Genomic DNA, 705 nt, shown 5'->3' with positions numbered 1-705 from the left:
CTGGTGTACACGCCCGCGACGGTCGGGGGCGGCGGTACGGGCGCCAGCGGCGGCTGGGTCATCGTCGGCAGCGGGCCGGGTGGCAGCGACGGCGTGATCGCGACGATGCTGGGACCGGTGTCGGCGACCAGCTCGGACTGCCCGGTGGGCCAGGAGATGACCGCGGTGAGCCCGGCCACGGCCACCGCCAACGCGGCCGCCACCGCGACGGCTGGGCGTGCGCGGAACTCGGCCGCGCCGCCGCCACGGGTTTCCTGGATCGGAATGGCCCGGTCGACGGCGAGGAGCGGGAGGGCGCCGTGGCTGCCTGCATCGCTGTCACCGGTCGGCGTGGGCTGTTCGTGGCCGTCCCCAGAGCCCGCGTGCAGCCCGGTGGACGGGGAGACGATCGTGACCGCGTCGTCGTGCGGGTAGCCGGCCTTTCCTTCTCCGGGGCCGCCGGGACCGCGTCGTGTGCCGGCTCCGCCGGAGGCGGTGAAGGCCGCTCGCGCCGCCGGTGTCGGTATCGGGCCGGCCGAGCCGCCCGGGAAGGCTGGTGCGCCGCCGGCGGCTGTTCCGCGGTGGGGCCGCGCAGCCATGCCCTGAGCCGCCGAGCTGTCGGTCGAGCCCACAGGCTCCGGCCCGGTGCGCTCCGCGGCCCGCTTGCTTGCCGCCGCGGCGGCTGCACCGGCGGCGACCGCCGCGCGGTCGAAGGTGCGCTGCAAC

General features: G+C 77.4%; 1 pseudogene. It reads right to left on the bottom strand.

Annotation, left to right across the window (positions count from 1 at the left end):
- Nucleotides 1-705, bottom strand: a pseudogene (locus tag AB1460_RS38025) (RNA polymerase subunit sigma); the annotation flags it as partial.

Origin of the sequence: Parafrankia sp. FMc2, assembly GCF_041008525.1 — a bacterium.
GTDB lineage: Bacteria > Actinomycetota > Actinomycetes > Frankiales > Frankiaceae > Parafrankia.
This window is presented reverse-complemented; position numbering and strand designations above follow the sequence as displayed.